The 13,639-nt window shown below is 72.5% G+C and carries 13 protein-coding genes; 3 read left to right on the top strand and 10 right to left on the bottom strand.

The features are described 5' to 3' along the window. Positions 1-9: 9 nt before the first annotated feature. The 3 genes from KIP79_RS38055 to KIP79_RS38045 form a co-directional block, all read right to left on the bottom strand. Positions 10-891 (bottom strand): hypothetical protein, encoded by an 882-nt coding sequence (locus KIP79_RS38055; RefSeq protein WP_214109858.1) that lies wholly within the window; start codon positions 889-891, stop codon positions 10-12. Continuing rightward, the gene (locus KIP79_RS38050) at positions 888-1,430 is read right to left on the bottom strand and encodes an RNA polymerase sigma factor (protein ID WP_308170092.1); all 543 of its coding nucleotides are present in this window, start codon (positions 1,428-1,430) and stop codon (positions 888-890) included. Before KIP79_RS38050 ends, KIP79_RS38055 begins: the two co-directional genes overlap by 4 nt. 82 nt (positions 1,431-1,512) lie before the next feature. Continuing rightward, positions 1,513-3,396 (bottom strand): multicopper oxidase family protein, encoded by a 1,884-nt coding sequence (locus KIP79_RS38045; protein ID WP_250214504.1) that lies wholly within the window; start codon positions 3,394-3,396, stop codon positions 1,513-1,515. 171 nt (positions 3,397-3,567) lie between these two features. On the opposite strand from KIP79_RS38045, the gene KIP79_RS38040 reads away from it, so the two are divergent. From KIP79_RS38040 to KIP79_RS38030, 3 genes are all read left to right on the top strand, one after another. Further along, on the top strand, positions 3,568-4,095 hold the full coding sequence (locus KIP79_RS38040) for a cysteine hydrolase family protein (protein WP_214109856.1): 528 nt from the start codon (positions 3,568-3,570) through the stop codon (positions 4,093-4,095). Continuing rightward, positions 4,092-4,997, top strand: a complete 906-nt coding sequence (locus KIP79_RS38035; RefSeq protein ID WP_214109855.1) for a GlxA family transcriptional regulator — start codon at positions 4,092-4,094, stop codon at positions 4,995-4,997. Before KIP79_RS38040 ends, KIP79_RS38035 begins: the two co-directional genes overlap by 4 nt. A 122-nt stretch (positions 4,998-5,119) precedes the next feature. Then, positions 5,120-5,857 carry an SDR family NAD(P)-dependent oxidoreductase gene (locus KIP79_RS38030; RefSeq protein WP_214109854.1) on the top strand — a complete coding sequence of 246 codons (738 nt, stop codon included), beginning with the start codon at positions 5,120-5,122 and terminating at the stop codon, positions 5,855-5,857. A gap of 33 nt (positions 5,858-5,890) precedes the next feature. Here the strand turns inward: KIP79_RS38030 and hpnH are convergent, their stop codons facing one another. From hpnH to hpnC, 7 genes are read right to left on the bottom strand one after another with little or no spacing between them, the layout of a single operon-like run. Next, the gene (gene hpnH / locus KIP79_RS38025) at positions 5,891-6,895 is read right to left on the bottom strand and encodes an adenosyl-hopene transferase HpnH (protein WP_214109853.1); all 1,005 of its coding nucleotides are present in this window, start codon (positions 6,893-6,895) and stop codon (positions 5,891-5,893) included. After that, the gene (locus KIP79_RS38020) at positions 6,892-7,509 is read right to left on the bottom strand and encodes a phosphorylase family protein (RefSeq protein ID WP_214109852.1); all 618 of its coding nucleotides are present in this window, start codon (positions 7,507-7,509) and stop codon (positions 6,892-6,894) included. Before KIP79_RS38020 ends, hpnH begins: the two co-directional genes overlap by 4 nt. Continuing rightward, complete coding sequence (shc, locus tag KIP79_RS38015; RefSeq protein ID WP_214109851.1) at positions 7,506-9,389, bottom strand: squalene--hopene cyclase; 1,884 nt, start codon at positions 9,387-9,389, stop codon at positions 7,506-7,508. The genes KIP79_RS38020 and shc overlap by 4 nt, the downstream gene beginning before the upstream one ends. 1 nt (position 9,390) lies before the next feature. Beyond that, positions 9,391-10,389 carry a polyprenyl synthetase family protein gene (locus KIP79_RS38010; RefSeq protein WP_214109850.1) on the bottom strand — a complete coding sequence of 333 codons (999 nt, stop codon included), beginning with the start codon at positions 10,387-10,389 and terminating at the stop codon, positions 9,391-9,393. Further along, positions 10,386-11,729 (bottom strand): hydroxysqualene dehydroxylase HpnE, encoded by a 1,344-nt coding sequence (gene hpnE / locus KIP79_RS38005; protein WP_214109849.1) that lies wholly within the window; start codon positions 11,727-11,729, stop codon positions 10,386-10,388. The genes KIP79_RS38010 and hpnE overlap by 4 nt, the downstream gene beginning before the upstream one ends. Next, on the bottom strand, positions 11,726-12,583 hold the full coding sequence (gene hpnD / locus KIP79_RS38000; RefSeq protein WP_214109848.1) for a presqualene diphosphate synthase HpnD: 858 nt from the start codon (positions 12,581-12,583) through the stop codon (positions 11,726-11,728). The genes hpnE and hpnD overlap by 4 nt, the downstream gene beginning before the upstream one ends. After that, on the bottom strand, positions 12,580-13,452 hold the full coding sequence (gene hpnC / locus KIP79_RS37995) for a squalene synthase HpnC (RefSeq protein ID WP_214109847.1): 873 nt from the start codon (positions 13,450-13,452) through the stop codon (positions 12,580-12,582). The genes hpnD and hpnC overlap by 4 nt, the downstream gene beginning before the upstream one ends. Between the last annotated feature and the right edge of the window lie 187 nt (positions 13,453-13,639).

Here is a 13,639-nt window from a genome sequence, read left to right as displayed (position 1 = left end):
TGAGAGTGATCAGATGTTGGCGGGGCCCGCGCAGGCGTCGGTGGCCGACGATGGGGACGGCCCGACGTAGAGGACCACGGTGTCGTCGGAGTACGGCCAGCCTTCGCGCACGTACCAGAAGCCCGGCGGGGAGGGCAGTTCCTTGCGGGTCCGGTGGTCCACCCACTTGATGGTGCGCACGCCACGTTCGGCGATCAGGGATCTGACCTCGGAGACCCTGCGGTTGACGAACGGTACGCAGTGCAGGAGTTCGCCGGTTTCGTCCAGGCGGGAGGTGACCACGTACGTCTCGCCGGGTTCGGCGGGACGGCCGAGCTGGATGACGGTCGCGGCCCGGTTTTCGGCGGAGACGCGGATGCCGAGCAAGCAGGCCTCCCCCGGTTCGCACGATCCCAGCGGCTGGATCGCGCCGGCCGACCCGGAATCCCAGGGCAGCTCCGACCCCGCCACGTCGCCGAAGCCGGGAGCCGGCGTGCTGCCGCCGGTCACGATCGTGCGCAGAATGGATTCGCGCAGCATGGTGACGCTGCCGACCCGTCCGGGGGACGCGGGCGCCGTCACGATCCGGATGGCCAGCCCCGCGGCCCGGAGCTCCTCGCGGTAGACGCTCGGGGAGGCGTGCGGGTCGTTGACTACCACCGTGAAGAACGCGCCGTCCCGCCGGATGTCCAGGGCGGCCTGCGCGGGAGCGGTGAGCGCCCAGGCCAGGATCACGGTGAACATGGCGGGCACCATGGCCCAGGCACCCCGCCAGCGACGGCGTACCTTGGCGACGGGCCGGGGCGCCGGGATTCTGGTGATCTCGTTGAGGAGTTCGCGCGCGCCCGGGGTCAGGCCGGGGCCCGGGTCGCGGGCCAGGCCGGTGACGAGGCGGTCGATTCTGGGGTTCATGACTGGCCCTCCGCGAGTTTGACGGCGCGGGAGCCGTACCTGGAAAGATCGAGACCCGCCGAGTCGAGCTCTCTGGCCAGGCGTTTCCTGGCCCGGTGCAGCCGGATGCGGACCGCGCCCCGGGAGCAGCCCATGACGGCGGCGATCTCCGGTGCGGTCAGGCCCTCCCAGCTGACCAGGGCGAGCAGTTCCCGGTCGTCCGGGCTGAGCCGGTGGAAGGCGGCCCGTACGGCGTCGTGGTCGTGGTCGGGCGGACCTTCGTCCCAGACCGTCAGCTCCTCGCGGAGGCGGGCCGCCAGCACCGACCGCCGTATTTCGCCGCGGCGCTGGTTGGCCAGGACGCGGCGGGCCACGCCGTACAGCCAGAGGCGGGCCTCGGGGCCGGGCGGGAGTTCGTGGATGCGCCGCCAGGCGGTGGTGAAGGTCTCCGCGAGCGCGTCGGCCGCGTCGTCCGGGGAGTCGGTACGGCGACGTACGTATGCCAGTAAGTCCGGATAGTGCGCGAGGTAGAGCTCCTCGAACGTCTGCGTGGGACCCACAGCGCACCCTTCCGGAAGTGACATGTCATTGATACACATGTCCGGACTGGGGCGGGTGTTTCCGAAATTTCTGACGCGGCGGTCAGGCCGGTCCGACCCGGTAGGGGCGCATCATCTCGTTGTCCTCGTGTTCGAGGATGTGGCAGTGCCACACGTAGAGACCCGGCTGGCCGAATCTCGCCTTGATCGTGGTGATCTCGCCCGGGTACGTGATCACCGTGTCCTTGTACCCGGACTCCCCACGTTCCGGGGCCCTGGCGGCGCCCTGGAGCGGCTGCCGCCCGACGACCTGGAACTGGACCTCGTGAACGTGGATGGGGTGCGCGTCCACGGTGAAGTTGTGGATCCGCCAGGTCTCGACAGCCCCCACCGCGGGGTTCTCGGTGATGGGATCCGACCACATCCTGGCCACCGGGCCCGGGAGGGTGCCGAGCAGGGCCGCCGTCGAGCCGCCCCCGGGAGGCATCAGGTGCTCCAGCAGGGCGACCTCGCGCGTCGCCGACGCCTCACCCAGCGGGACGAACGGGGGCAGGGTGAGCTGGCCGGGCGGAACCGTGGTGTCGCGTCCCGTGCGGGGCCGCAGCGTGAACTTCATGACCTGCCCGGTCGTCTCCGGGTTGGCCGGGGCCGCCTTCGCGGCTCCCTGGAACGGGCCGTCCGGCGCCTCGTTGATCAGGAACAGTTCCGTGCCGGCGGGGATGCCGGTGAAGTCGACGATCACGTCCGCCCGCTCGGCGGGCGCCAGCAGCAGGCTCGGGAGCTGTACCGGCCTCGGCAGAAAGCCCCCGTCCGCCCCGATCTGCCAGAAAGGCACCGCGGGCGTGGCCGGGCGTTGCGCGAGCGGGTTACCCACGATCTTGAGGAGCAGGAACCGGGAGTTACACCCGTTGAGGAGGCGGAAGCGGAACCGGCGCGGCTGGACCGTCAGCACGGGCCAGGTCCGGCCGTTGACCACGATGGTCTCGCCGTAGAACTCCGGGTTCCAGATGGGGGGCACGTCACTGCCCGGAATGTACGGCCCCGCGAACTGGTCGAAGAAGCGACGGCTCTCCGGGTAGAACAGCGAGCCGTCCGGGTTGAAGGACCGATCCTGGATGACCATGGGGATCTCGTGGTAGGTCACGCCCGGAGGGTCGCCGAGTGCGGGGGCCGGTCCTGGCAGCACGCCCGCGGGAAGGTCGTCCGGTCCGCCGCGCAGCAGGTAGAAACCGGACAGGCCCGCGTAGACGTTGAGCCTGGTGATCCCCAGTGTGTGGTCGTGGTACCACATCGTGGTGGGCGGCTGGCTGTTGGCGTACTGGAACACCGCGGAACCCGGCTCCCAGAAGAAGCCCTCCTTCGCGGCGAAACGCGCCGCGAAGTCGGTGTACTTGGAGCCCTCGGTGGCGTATCCCTGGGGGATGTTCCGGGCGGCCGGGAGGTACCACGCCTCGGGGTAGCCGTCGACGTAGTCGGCGTTGCGACCGCCGTGGAGGTGGGTGACGATCGGCACCGGGCCCTGGTAGCGCGGGGGTGTGGCGGCGAACTTCGGGCGTGTGTCCCGGCCGGACACCCCTCCTGGCGGGTTGGCCCAGTGCAGCGTGGGGTCCACCGGCAGCAGGTGGGGCAGGAAGTCGCCGTGTCCGTCCATCAGCGCGTTCACCCAGGTGACCCGTACCGGACGGCCGACACGGGCCTCGATGGTGTACGCCGGGCTGTGGAAACCGCCGGGGTGCCGCTCCGAGCCGTACCCCCACACGGTGGTCGGCGGACTGCCGGGCGGCAGGATCTGCTGCCGGAACCGGCGTACGCCGATCGCGTAGTGGTCCAGGCCGTCGGCTCGGGAGACGGGCGGCATCACCGGCGGCACCGGCAGCGGCGTGACGTACTTGGCCACCGTCACCGGGTCCAGCCTGCCGCCCGTGCTGGATCCGGGGCGGACGAGCAGGACGCTCCCGGCCATGAAGAACTGGCGACGTGTGATCATTCTCGCCTCCTCCCTGGAACATCGCCCCCAATAGCCCCAAACAGACACGAAATACCGAATAATCACGCAATTCAGGCCGATCGGTGGCCCGGGTTCGATGACCAGATCGGTCCGGCACGCGGCTGGATCAGGCCTGACCAGCACGTGCCTTCGCAGGTCACACTGAGAAACATGAACCGAGCTCTGATCGTGATCGATGTCCAGGAGTCCTTCCGGGCGCAGCCCGGCTGGGAGCAAATCGGCAATCCGAAGATCGCCGACCCGGTGAACCGGCTGGTGCGCCGCGCCAGGGAGGACAGCGACCTGGTGGTGTGGGTCTTGCACGCCGAACCCGGCAGCGGTGGCGCCTTCGACCCGGCCAACGGCCACGTGCGCCTGATGGACGAGCTGGCCCGGCCGCTGCCCGGCGAACCGACCCTCCAGAAGACCTCGCACAACGCCTTCACCACCACCAACCTCCAGCAACTGCTCACCGAGGCAGGGGTACGCGAGCTGGCGGTGTGCGGGATCCGGACCGAACAGTGCGTGGAGACCACGACCCGGCTCGCCAGCGATCTCGGCTACCAGGTGCTGTTCGTCATCGACGCGACCACCACCAACCCGGTGGGCGGCTTCAGCGTCGAGGAGATCACGGCACGCACCGAAGCGGTGCTCCGCGACAGGTTCGCACGGATTGTCACGGTGGCCGAGCTGGCATGACCCGCGTCGTCTTCGTCCTGGTGCCGGAGGTGCACCTGCTGGATCTGGCCGGGCCGGCCCAGGTCTTCGGCACGGGTGCCTCGCTCGGGCACCCGTACGAGCTGCGGTACGTGGCCGCGCGGGAGCAGGTGACCAGCGCGCAGGGGTTGCCGCTGACGGCGGAGACCAGCTGGCCCGGCCTCACGGCGGACGACCTGGTCGTGGTGCCGGGCTGGCGGGCCGCTCCCCTGCGCAAGCCCCTGCGCCCGGAAGATCTGGAGCGCCTGCGCGCCCACCACGCCGCCGGCGGCACCGTGGCCAGCGTCTGCGCCGGAGCCGACGCCCTCGGCCAGGCCGGATTGCTGGACGGCCGCCGGTGCACCACCCACCACGACCTCCAGGACGAGCTGGCCGCCCGCTACCCGCGCGCGACCGTGATCCGCGACGTGCTGTTCACCGTCGACGACCGCGTGGTGACCTCCGCGGGCATCGCCAGCGGCATCGACCTGGCCCTGCACCTTTTCGCGGTACGGCACGGCCCCGCGGCCGCCGCCAGGGTCGCCCGCGAGATGGTCGTCTACGCCCGGCGGAACGGCCACGAACCCCAGGCCAGCGCGATGCTCCGGCACCGTTCCCACGTGGACGACACGGTCCACCGCGTACAGGACCTGATCGACAGCCGCTTCACCGAGGCCCTACCCCTGGCCTACCTGGCGGCCCACGTGCGAGTCAGCGAACGCACCCTGACCCGGGCCTTCACCCGCGCGACCGGCCTGACCCCACTGCGCTACCAGCAGACCCTCCGCCTGGAGCGCGCACAGCACCTGATCAGCCACGGCACGATGGTCGAATCCGCGGCCCGCGAGGTGGGTTTCGAGGACGCCCGCATGCTACGCCGCCTGCGCGGCAGATCCGGCGCCTGACATCACCCAGGGAGATCATTAATTGAGGCAATGCCAGGCCAGCTCTGGCGGATGAATCGACGGAAGGACGCCGGTCCGGGGTACGAAAGCCCTGATGGCCGCCATTCGCGTCGAGGAGTGTCATGAGGCTTGCCGGTGCCCGGGTTCTGATCACAGGGGCCTCTTCTGGGATCGGCGCCGCTACCGCGCGGGCGATGGCGGAGGCCGGGGCGCGGCTGGTGTTGACGGGGCGGGACAGGGCGCGGTTGGAGGCGGTGGCCGCCGAGACCGATGGGCGGGTCATCGTGGCCGATGTGACGGGGGATACCGACATTCTGGCGACGCGGGCCGGGCCCGTGGATGTGCTGATCAACAATGCGGGGGTGGGGTGGGCCGGGCCCTTCGTGGGGATGCCGCAGGCGCGGCTGGCGGAGTTGGTGGCGGTCAACATGACGGCGCCGATGCGGCTGACCCGGTCGTTGTTGCCGGGGATGGTGGCGGCGGGGGCGGGGCACATCGTGTTCGTGGCGTCGATCGCCGGGGCGGTCGGGGTGGGGAACGAGGCGGTGTACTCGGCGACCAAGGCGGGGTTGCTGGTGTTCGCCGAGGCGCTGCACCAGGAGTTGCGCGGGTCGCCGCGGATCGGGGTGTCGACTGTGCTGCCCGGGGTGGTGGCCACGCCGTTCTTCGAGCGGCGTGGGGCCGAGTACGGCCGCCGGTGGCCGCGGCCGATCCCGCCCGAGCGGGTGGCCCGGGCGATCGTGACGGCCGTGCGCGAGGGGCGGGCCGAGTCGTACGTGCCGGGCTGGCTCCGGGTGCCGGCGCGGCTGCGCGGGGCGGCACCCGGGCCGTTCCGCAGGCTGGTACGGCGCTTCGGGTGAACACCTGAAAAGCTCGGTGGAACGCCTGAAAGGTCAGCCGCTCCGGGCCGCGCGCAGGGACTCCTTCAGGGAGCCGAGGGTGGCGAAGACGGCGGTGGGCTCGTAGCCGCAGTGGGCCATGCAGTTGGCGCAGCGCTCGTCCCGGCCCCGGCCGTAGGAGTCCCAGTCCGTTTCCTCGACCAGCTCCCGGTAGGTCTGGGCGTAGCCGTCCGACATCAGGTAGCAGGGCCGCTGCCAGCCGAACACGGAGTAGGACGGGATCGCCCAGGCCGTACACGGGAAGTCGACCTTCCCCTCCAGGAAGTCGAGGAAGAGCGGTGAGTGGTTGAAGCGCCACCGGCGCCGGTTGCCGTTGGCGAAGGCCTGGCGGAACAGGTCGCGGATCTGCCGCACCCCGAGGAAGTGGTCCTGGTCCGGCGCCTTCTCGTACGCGTACGCCGGGGAGATCATCATCTGGTCCACGGCCAGGTCGTCATTGAGGAAGTTGAGCACGTCGATCACCGTCTGCGGGGTGTCGGTGCTGAAGAACGTGGTGTTCGTGGTGACCCGGAAGCCGCGCCGCCGGCACTCGCGGATGGCGGCCACCGCCTCGTCGAAGACGCCCTTCTTCTGCACCGACCTGTCGTGGCGTTCCCGCAGTCCGTCGATGTGCACCGTCCAGGCGAAGTACCGGGACGGCCGGAACTGGTCGATCTTCTTGGGGATGAGCAGGGCGTTGGTGCACAGGTAGACGTACTTGCGGCGGGCGACGAGCTCCTTGACGATCTCCGCGATCTGGGGGTGGATGAGCGGCTCCCCGCCCGCGATCGACACCATCGGGGCGCCGCTCTCCTCGACCGCGGCGACGGCCTGTGCCACGGGCATGCGCTGCTTCAGGACGTCGGCGGGATGCTGGATCTTGCCGCAGCCGGCGCAGGAGAGGTTGCAGGCGAACAGCGGCTCCAACTCGACCAGCAGCGGGAACTTGGACCGCCGCTGAAGCTTCTGGCGGAGGATGTAGCCACCGATGCTGAGGCTCTGCCGGATCGGGATCGTCATGACCGCACTTCCTTCAGAAGGGTGAAAGGGACGCTCTCTTCGCCGGTGGCCGCGGCCCAGCGCAGCAGGACGGGGGCGATCCTGGTCAGCGCGCGGCGGGCCAGGCGGACGCCGTGCAGAGTGGCCAGGCTGAACAGCGGTGCCTGGGGCGTGTCGACGATGACCCGCACTGCCGCCAGTGGCCGGCCGGACGCCACTGCGGCGAGGGGCCCGGTCTCCATGTCGACCGCGTGCGCGCCGGTTTCCGCGAGTCTGCGGCGGGCCGGCCCGGTCACCACGTGGCCGGTGGTCAGCAGCACGCCCGTGCGTACGGGCAGACCCACGCGGGACAGCTCCCCGGCGAGCGAGGCCGCCGACGGGCAGGGGAACGCCCGTCCCCCGAACCAGACGGCATCGGCCACCAGCACGTCCCCCGGGCGGAGGCTCGGGTCGAGCGCGCCCGCGAAGCCGGTGACGGCCAGCGCGTCATGCGGGGGCAGCGCCGAGGCGGCGCGTCCGGCCCGGCGCGGTCCCATACCGGTGCGGAGCACCCGGACGCCCGCCGCGGAGCCCAGTCCGCGCCGGACGGCCCGGGTCTCGATGCCCAGCGCCGTGCAGATCAGCAGGCCGGTCACGGCGCTTCCTCGGTACGGGAGCGCACGTAACGGCCGAGGGCGCTGATCGGGAAGACCAGACGGTAGAGGTGGTAGTTGATGTAGAAATCGCCGGGGAAGCCGGTCCCGGTGAAGTACGGCTCGTCCCACGTGCCGTCCGGGCGCTGCCGCTCGACCAGCCACCGTACGCCGCTGTCGACCGCCGCCGAACGTTCCCCGGCGGCGAGCAGCGCCAGCAGCGCCCACGCGGTCTGCGACGGCGTGGACTCCCCGCGGCCGACCCAGTCGCGGTCGACGTAGGAGCGCAGGTCCTCGCCCCAGCCGCCGTCCTCGTTCTGGTGGGCCTCCAGCCAGGCGACCGCCCGCCGCAGGCAGCGCGCCTGTGGGCGTATCCCGGCGGCGACCAGGGCGGGCACCACGGCGCCGGTGCCGTAGACGTGGTTGGCGCCCCACCGGCCGAACCAGGACCCGTCCGGCTCCTGGGCCCTGAGCAGCCAGAGGACACCCCGCCGCAGGGCCGGGTCGCCGGTCCCCCGCTCGTGGGCCAGCGCCTCCACGACGTGCGCGGTGACGTCGGCGGACGGCGGGTCGATGACCGCGCCGAAGTCGCAGAACGGCAGCTTGGTGCAGAGCGTGCGGGTGTTGTCGGCGTCGAAGGCCGCGAAACCGCCGTCCCGCGAGGCCATCCCGGTCATCCAGCGGACGGCGCGGTCGATGGCGGGCCGGGCGGCGGGGCGGTCGCTCCGGCGCAACGCGAGGATCACCTCCGCGGTGTCGTCGGTGTCGGGGTAGACGTCGTTGTCGAACTCGAACGCCCAGCCGCCGGGCGGCAGGCCGGGCCGCCGTACCGTCCAGTCGCCCGGGTTCCTGATCTCCTGGGTCAGCAGCCAGTCGGAGCCCTCGGCGACGGCCGGATGGCCGGGGGCCAGGCCCGCGTCCAGGAGCGCGTTGATCGCGAGCGCGGTGTCCCACACGGGCGACTGGCAGGCTTCCAGCCTGCGGCCCTGCTCGTCGCGGATGGTGAACCGGTCGAGCCCGTCCAGGCCGCGCGCCATGACGGGATGGTCGACGCGGAATCCGGACAGGTTCAGCGCGATCAGCGAGTACACCCAGGGGGGCTGGATGCCGCCCCAGGATCCGTCGAGCTCCTGCCGGGCGAGGATCCACGCCACGGCGCGGCGGAGCGCCGCCGCACGCGCGCCCTTCAGCGGGCGGCGTTCGTAGCGGTGCAGTACGCGGTCGAGGCGGGCGAACGCGAACTCCCAGCCCAGCCGGGCGCGCTGCCGCGGACGGCGGCCGGTGCGCAGTTCGGCCAGGTCGAACGGGAGCGGGCGGACGGGCCGGTGCGCGCTCACCACGGTGAGCGGGACGATCGTCTGGCGGGCCCAGCAGGCCCAGTCGTAGATGTTGAGCGGGAACCAGGACGGCAGGAACATCAGCTCCGGCGGAAGGGCGGGCAGGTCCGCCCACGGCCACTGCCCGAACATGGCCAGCCAGATCCGGGTGAAGACCCGGGTCGCCTCGATGCCGCCCGACTTGCGGACGAACTCCGCGGCGGCCCGCATGTGCGGGGCCTCGACGGAGTCCCCCGCGAGCCGGAGCGCGACGTACGCCTCGACGGTGGTGGACAGGTCGCCTGGGCCGCCGTGGAAGTTGGCCCAGGTCCCGTCCTCCCGCTGCTGGGAGCGGATCCAGCGGGCCGCCTCGGCGGTCTCGTCTGCGGTACGGATGCCGAGGAACTCCCGGAGCAGCAGGTCCTCGGCGTCCATCGTCACGTTGGTCTGCAGCTCGCCCTTCCACCACCCTTCGGCGGAGCGCAGGCCGATCAGGTGGTCGCAGGCCAGGTCGAGGGCGAGCGCGGCGCTGGAGGCGGACGGCAGGGTGCCGGCGGTGAACGACATGTCAGTGATCCCGGGTCGTGATAAATCGAGCGATGTCCAGGAATTCCGTGCCGACCTCGGCGGGAATACCGGACGCGGCGAGGTGGCGTTCCGCGACCACGAGGCGCTGCTGCGCCTCCTTCTCGGCCCAGGAACGTCCGCCCCCTTCCTCGACCAGCCGCGCGGCCAGCCGCAGATCGGCCTCCGACAGCGGCCCCGGCCTGGCCAGCAGGCGGGCGAGCCGGTCACCCGCCGCCGTACGGCCGGTCAGGGCGGCGACGACCGGCAGGCTCTTCTTCCGGGCCCGCAGGTCGGATCGCACCGGTTTGCCGGTCATCTCTGGACTGCCCCAGATGCCGAGCAGATCGTCGGCGAGCTGGAAGGCCAGGCCCAGCTCGGCCCCGAACGCGGTCAGCTCGGCGCTCACGGCGGGCGGCGCGCCGGCCCAGCGCGCGCCGATCGAGCAGGCGCAGGCGATCAGGTCGCCGGTCTTGCGCGCCGCCATCGCCAGGCACTCCTCCAGGGCGACGTCGTCGCGCAGCTCGAACTCCAGGTCCTGCGCCTGCCCGGCGATGAGCCCCCGGGTGGCGACGGCGAGGAAGCAGGCCGCCTCCGCGTGCCCGGCGAGCAGTTCCCCGGCCAGCGCCAGCAGGGCGTCCCCGGCCAGGATGGCCTGCGCGGTGCCGAACACCGTCCAGGCTGCCGGGCGGTGCCTGCGCGTGCGGTCCCCGTCCATGATGTCGTCGTGCAGGAGCGAGAACCCGTGCACCAGCTCCACGGCCGCCGCGGCCGTGGCACCCTGTTCCGCGCTGGCCCCGGCCGCCCGCGCCGAGAGCACGGCCAGCGCCGGTCGCAGCGCCTTGCCACCCGCCTGGACGGCCCGGCCCTGGTCGTCGGCCCAGCCGAGGTGGTACGCGGCGACCCGCGCCGTGATCGGATCCAGCCGCGCGACGGCCTCGCGCAGGACGGGGTCGACCAGGTCCCTGGCGGCCGCCAGCTGCGGCGGCACCGACGGGGTCATGCCGCCGCCCCCTGCCGCAGGTACCGCCTGACCAGCCGGGCCGCGTGAAGTCCACTGCGCACGGCGCCCTCCATCGTGTCGGGCCAGCCCGTGTCGGTCCACGCGCCGGCGAGGTAGAGCCAGGGCAGCCGGGTGGCCGCCGGGGGCCGGAGCGCGCCGCTGCCCGGCCCCTGCCGGAAGGTGGCGCGCCGTTCCCTGGTGACGAAGAAGTCGGTGAGTGCCGCCTGCCGCGCCGCCGGGAACAGCAGTTCCAGCGCGGGCACGAACTCGCTGCGGATCTTCGCCGCGGGCAGGTCGATCCACCGGTCCGCGGCAGACACCGAGACCGTGAGGTACTGGCCGCCGTCGAGCCCCGCGACCCGCGTCTTGTCGAAGACCCACTGCACGGGCGAGCCCACGGCGGCGGCGAACGGCAGGCCGGTGACCCTGCGGTCGTAGACGGCGTGCACGTTGACGATCGGGCTCGCGGACAGACCGCTCCACCGGTCCCGGCCGGGCGCGGCCTCGGCGGGCACCAGCCGGGCGGCCCGGTCGTGGGGCGTGGCCACGATGACGGCGGCGGCCGGGACGCGGACGCCGTCCACCACCACCGCCGGGCCGTCGGCTCCCGGCTCGACGGCCGTGACCTTCGCCGACAGGCGGACCTCGCCGCCGCCCCGCCGGATGGCGGCCTGGGCGGCGGTGCCGTGCAGTTCGCCGAGTGGCGCGGTCGGCACGCCGATGTCGGCGGCGCCCGCCCGGCCGAGCAGGGCGGTCTGGAACACCTGCACCGCCGCCCCGAGGGACGTCTCTTCCAGCCCCGCGTTCAGCGCCGCCACTGTGAACAGCTCCCAGAGCGCCCGCAGGGCGGGCTCGCGCTGCCCGTACGCGGTGAGCCAGCTCGCCAGGTCGATCCGGTCCAGCGCCCGGTCGCCCGGATCGAGCCGGGCCAGCGCGAGCGAGGCGCGCACCACGCGGACGCGGTCGGCCGCGGGCAGCAGGGCGTAGGTCGCGAGGGCGGGCATCAGATGGAACGGCCCGGGCAGGCCGGAGCGGCGCAGGCGACCGGCCCGCCCGTCCGGGGTGAGGACCCGGATGTCGAACCGGTCCTGCAGGCGCACCTGGTCCGCCACCCCGAGCCGGTCGAGCAGGCCCCGGTACGCGGTGCAGCAGCGCAGGAACACGTGCTGGCCGTTGTCCACGGTCAGCCCGTCACGTTCGAAGGAATGCGTGGCGCCCCCCAGGCGGGGCCGCGACTCGTACAGGGTGACCGGCCGGCCCGCCCGTACCAGGGCCACGGCGGCGGCGATGCCGGCGAGGCCGCCGCCCACGATCGCGACCCGCCCCGGGGACCCGCTCACCGGCCGGCTCCGGCCAGCGCGGACGCCGCGACCAGCGCCTTGCGCCAGGACGGCACCGACGACGTCGCGGTCAGCGAGCGCAGGGGCTGGGTGGCGATGCGTTCCAGCAGGGACCGGTAGATGCCGGCCATGGCCGCCGCGCACGCGGTGCTCCGCCGGTCGAGCAGCGGCATCAGGCACATGCCCCGCCGGTACCAGTCGCGGGCCCGCCCGGCCTCGAACCGGATGAGCGCGGCCAGCCGGGCCGGCGGGTCGGTGAAGGCGCCGGAGGCGTCCACCTCCAGCGTGCAGCCGAACCGCCGCAGGTCCTCCGCCGGCAGGTAGACGCGCCCGGCGAGCCGGTCCTCGCGCACGTCTCGCAGGATGTTGGTGAGCTGGAGCGCCACGCCCAGGGCGTCGGCGTGCGGCGCGGCCTCCGTCAGGTCGTCGGCGCCGAAGACGCCCAGCGAGAGACGGCCGATCGAACCGGCCACGCACCGGCAGTAGTTCAGCAAATCGTCGAAGCTCTCGTAGGTGGCGCCGCGCACGTCCGCGGCGCACCCGTCGATGACCTCGTCGAACGCGGTGAGCGGGATGGGGAAGTGGCGGGCCGCGTCGACCAGGGCGACCAGGACGGGGTCGCCCTGGTCCGGCGGCGACCGGCGCAGCGCGGCGCGGGCCTGGTCCAGCAGCGCCAGCCGCTCGTCGGCCGGGCCCTCGGTGTCACCGATGTCGTCGATACGGCGGGCGAAGGCGTACACGGCGCTGAGCGCGCGGCGTTTGGGCGCGGGCAGCAGCCGGATCCCGTAGGAGAAGTTCCGTGCCCGGGAGCGGACGATCTGCTCGCAGCACCGGTACGCGTGTGATGTTGTCACCGGTTCGACAACCTCTTCCTGGTCATTTTCCTAGTCGTCGTGACGGGACGCCGGCCGTCGGCGGACCCGCCGACCGTGAGCAGCCGCAGCCACGCGGCCAGCCACCGGACGCGGCGCGGGCGGACGGTCTGCCCGAGGACGTCGTAGGCGGCCCGGTGGAGCGCGGACAGAGTGGCCTGGCCGCCCGCGACGTAGCCCGCGACGGCCACCCGGGCCGGTCCGGCGAGTACGGCGGCGAGCGGCCGCCCGTCCGCCAGCAGGCCGGCGGCCCGCCGCGCCTGCAGGGCCACCACCTGGCGCAGCCGCACCGGTGTGGTGCGGCCGGCGAGATCCTCCTCGGCGCAGCCGTACCGGCGCAGGTCCTGGGCGGGCAGGTACACCCGGCCGCGGGCGTAGTCCTCGCCGACGTCCTGGCAGTGCTCGATGACCTGCAACGCGGAGCACACCCGGTCCGCGAGCAGGAACCGCTGGGGGTCCGCCGCGCCGAAGATGTGCAGCACGATGTGCCCGACGGGGTTGGCCGACAGTTCGCAGTAGCCGAGCAGGTCGTCGAAGGTGGCGTACCGGGTGACCGACTGGTCGCGCCGGTTGGCCGCCACCAGGCGGTGGAACGGCTCGGCCGGGACCGCGCACGCCTGCACGGTGTGGCTGAGCAGCCGGGTGGGCGCCAACTGGGGGGCCGACCCCGCGTAGAGCCGGTCCAGGTCCGATTCGACGGCGTCCAGCAGGCGCAACCGGTCGCCCTCGGCTTCGTCGCCGATGTCGTCCAGGTACCGCACGAACACGTACAGCGCCGACAGGTGGTCGCGGTAGCCGCGCGGCAGCAGCCGTAAAGCGACGGGGAAATTCTCCCGCCCGGCCTTTGCCATAATTTCCCGGAGGCTATTCCGCTGCGACGACGACACGGACTCTGGATTTCCGTGAAAAGGCCATATAAACAACGGTTTCCAAACCCGGCTGTTCCTCTTGCATTCCGTCGACCGAGAATTTACGGAAGGTCGGAAACCACCACCTGAGCAGCAGGAACGCGAAACGTTCAGCGGTCGTTCCGGAAGT

Origin of the sequence: Acrocarpospora catenulata (genome assembly GCF_018476525.1) — a bacterium.
GTDB lineage: Bacteria > Actinomycetota > Actinomycetes > Streptosporangiales > Streptosporangiaceae > Acrocarpospora > Acrocarpospora catenulata.
The sequence above is the reverse complement of the archived record's forward strand: the minus strand, read 5'-3'. Positions and strand labels throughout refer to the sequence as shown.

Coding starts and splice junctions, on each gene's coding strand:
- KIP79_RS38055 (WP_214109858.1), bottom strand. CDS start 891: ATGAACCCCAGAATCGACCGCCTCGTCACCGGCCTGGCCCGCGACCCG.
- KIP79_RS38045 (WP_250214504.1), bottom strand. CDS start 3,396: ATGATCACACGTCGCCAGTTCTTCATGGCCGGGAGCGTCCTGCTCGTC.
- KIP79_RS38040 (WP_214109856.1), top strand. CDS start 3,568: ATGAACCGAGCTCTGATCGTGATCGATGTCCAGGAGTCCTTCCGGGCG.
- KIP79_RS38035 (WP_214109855.1), top strand. CDS start 4,092: ATGACCCGCGTCGTCTTCGTCCTGGTGCCGGAGGTGCACCTGCTGGAT.
- KIP79_RS38030 (WP_214109854.1), top strand. CDS start 5,120: ATGAGGCTTGCCGGTGCCCGGGTTCTGATCACAGGGGCCTCTTCTGGG.
- hpnH (WP_214109853.1), bottom strand. CDS start 6,895: ATGACGATCCCGATCCGGCAGAGCCTCAGCATCGGTGGCTACATCCTC.
- shc (WP_214109851.1), bottom strand. CDS start 9,389: ATGTCGTTCACCGCCGGCACCCTGCCGTCCGCCTCCAGCGCCGCGCTC.
- KIP79_RS38010 (WP_214109850.1), bottom strand. CDS start 10,389: ATGACCCCGTCGGTGCCGCCGCAGCTGGCGGCCGCCAGGGACCTGGTC.
- hpnC (WP_214109847.1), bottom strand. CDS start 13,452: ATGGCAAAGGCCGGGCGGGAGAATTTCCCCGTCGCTTTACGGCTGCTG.